Here is a 1,950-nt window from a genome sequence, read left to right on the forward strand (position 1 = left end):
GAAGGATCCCCCGCCGGCCGGTCGGCACCGGCCACATCGCTCACCCCGCCGCCCCAAGAGCCCGGCTCACATCCACCGTGCGGGTTATGGGCCGCCAGCCCGCTGTGTGTCAGGGTGAGGCCCGATACGCGGGGAGGCGGTCACATGTGGACGATCGGGCAGGGACGATGGCGGCGGACGGCCGCGCAACTGGGCGTGGCGACGGTCGTCGCGGCGGCCGGGGTGACGGTGGGGGCCGCGCCCGCGCAGGCCACCGCGAGCCGCACGGTGGCGTTCTGGAGCATGGACGAGCCGGCCTCGTCGAGCGTCCTGAAGGACAGCAGCGGCGGCGGCCGGCACGGTTTGGTCGGCGGTGAGGTGGTCACCGGCGCGCTCTACGCCGGTGCGACCGCGCACCGGTTCGCCACCCACCTGCCCGCCGACCAGGAGTACGTGCCGGGCCATGTGAACGTGGTGCCGCACAGCACCGACCTCAACCCGGACGCCGGGGACTTCTCGGTGACCATCCGCTACCGGACCACGTACTCGTTCGGCAACATCCTCCAGAAGGGACAGGGCGCCACCGTCGGCGGCTACTGGAAGCTGGAGGCCCCGGGCGGCAAGCCGCAGTGCCTGTTCCGCGGCGGCGACGGCGCGTCCCGATCCGGCTACAGCGACGTGTCGATCGCCGACGGGCAGTGGCACACGGTCACCTGCAACCGCACGTCGACGTACGTGGAGATGTACGTCGACGGGGTGCGGACCAGCCGGCTGAACGGGCCGACCGGCACCATCGCCAACTCCTGGCAGCTCTCCGTCGGTGGCAAGAGCCAATGCGACGGTACGAAGGTGACCTGCGACTACTTCGCCGGCGACATCGACTACGTGAAGATCCTCAAGGGTGCGGGCGGGCCGGCCAACCAGTCGCCCGTCGCCGACCTGGTGCCGACCTGCGCCGGCCTGGTGTGCACGTTCTCCGGCGCCGGCTCCACCGACGCCGACGGCGCGATCCAGGACCACCGCTGGGTCTTCGGCGACGGCGACACCGCCGGCACCGTCTCCGTGCCGACCACCTCCCACACGTACGCGGCGGCCGGCACCTACCCGGTCACCCTGACGGTCACTGACGACCGGGGCGCCACCGGAACCGTGACCGTCGACGTGACCGTCGCACCGGTGCCGGAGCGGATCTCCTTCGTCGGTCAGTCCACCGCGAACGCGAACTGGACCAGCCACACGGTGACCGTGCCGGCCGGCGTGCAGCCCGGCGACACGCTGCTGCTCCTGCTCAGCCAGAACACCCACGCCGGCACCGGCGAACCCACCGGGGTGACCGGCTGGACCCGCCTGGACCGGCTCGACGGGGGCTTCGCCACCACCACCGCCTGGTGGAAGACGGCGACCGCCGGGGACGCGGGCACGGCGGTCCAGGTCCCCTTGCAGAGCCAGGCCAAGGGCAACCTGGTGCTGGCCGCGTACCGGGGGGTCGCGCCGGTCGCACCGGTCGTCGTCCGGGCCACCGACCCGGCCGCCACCGCGACCCGGACCACCCCGTACGCGCCGGTCACGGCCGCACAGAGCTGGGCCGTGTCGTACTGGATGCACGGTGACGCGGCGTCCACCGTGCTCACCCCGCCGACCGGGGTCGCCGTCCGCAGCAACAGCTCGCAGACCGGTGGCGGCCGGGTCACCGGCCTGCTCGCCGACTCGGGGAGCAGCGTGCCGGTGGGCGCCTACGGTGGGCTCGCCGCGACGGGCGCGGCCGCCAGCACGACCACCACCACCTGGACGTTCATCCTCCCCCCAGCCCCCATGTAAGGAAGGGGCCCTTGTTAACGCCTCCGGTATAGGAGGGGCCCCTTCTTAACAGGCTGTCGAAGGCCGGCACCCTTTCTCGGGGTGCCGGCCTTCGGTGTGGGGGTCAGCTGTTCCAGTGTTGGGTGACGAGGTCGGTGGCCTGCTTCTCCCACT

Annotated in this window: 1 protein-coding gene; it reads left to right on the top strand. The window is 72.4% G+C overall.

Translation table 11 applies throughout. From position 1 onward, the window contains the following. The first annotated feature begins 144 nt into the window (after positions 1 to 144). Entirely contained in the window at positions 145 to 1,797 is a 1,653-nt protein-coding gene (locus B1205_RS01035) for a PKD domain-containing protein (protein ID WP_089153882.1), read from the top strand. Positions 1,798 to 1,950 lie beyond the last annotated feature (153 nt).

It is taken from the genome of Micromonospora sp. NBS 11-29, assembly GCF_002140155.1.
Taxonomy (GTDB): Bacteria; Actinomycetota; Actinomycetes; order Mycobacteriales; family Micromonosporaceae; genus Micromonospora.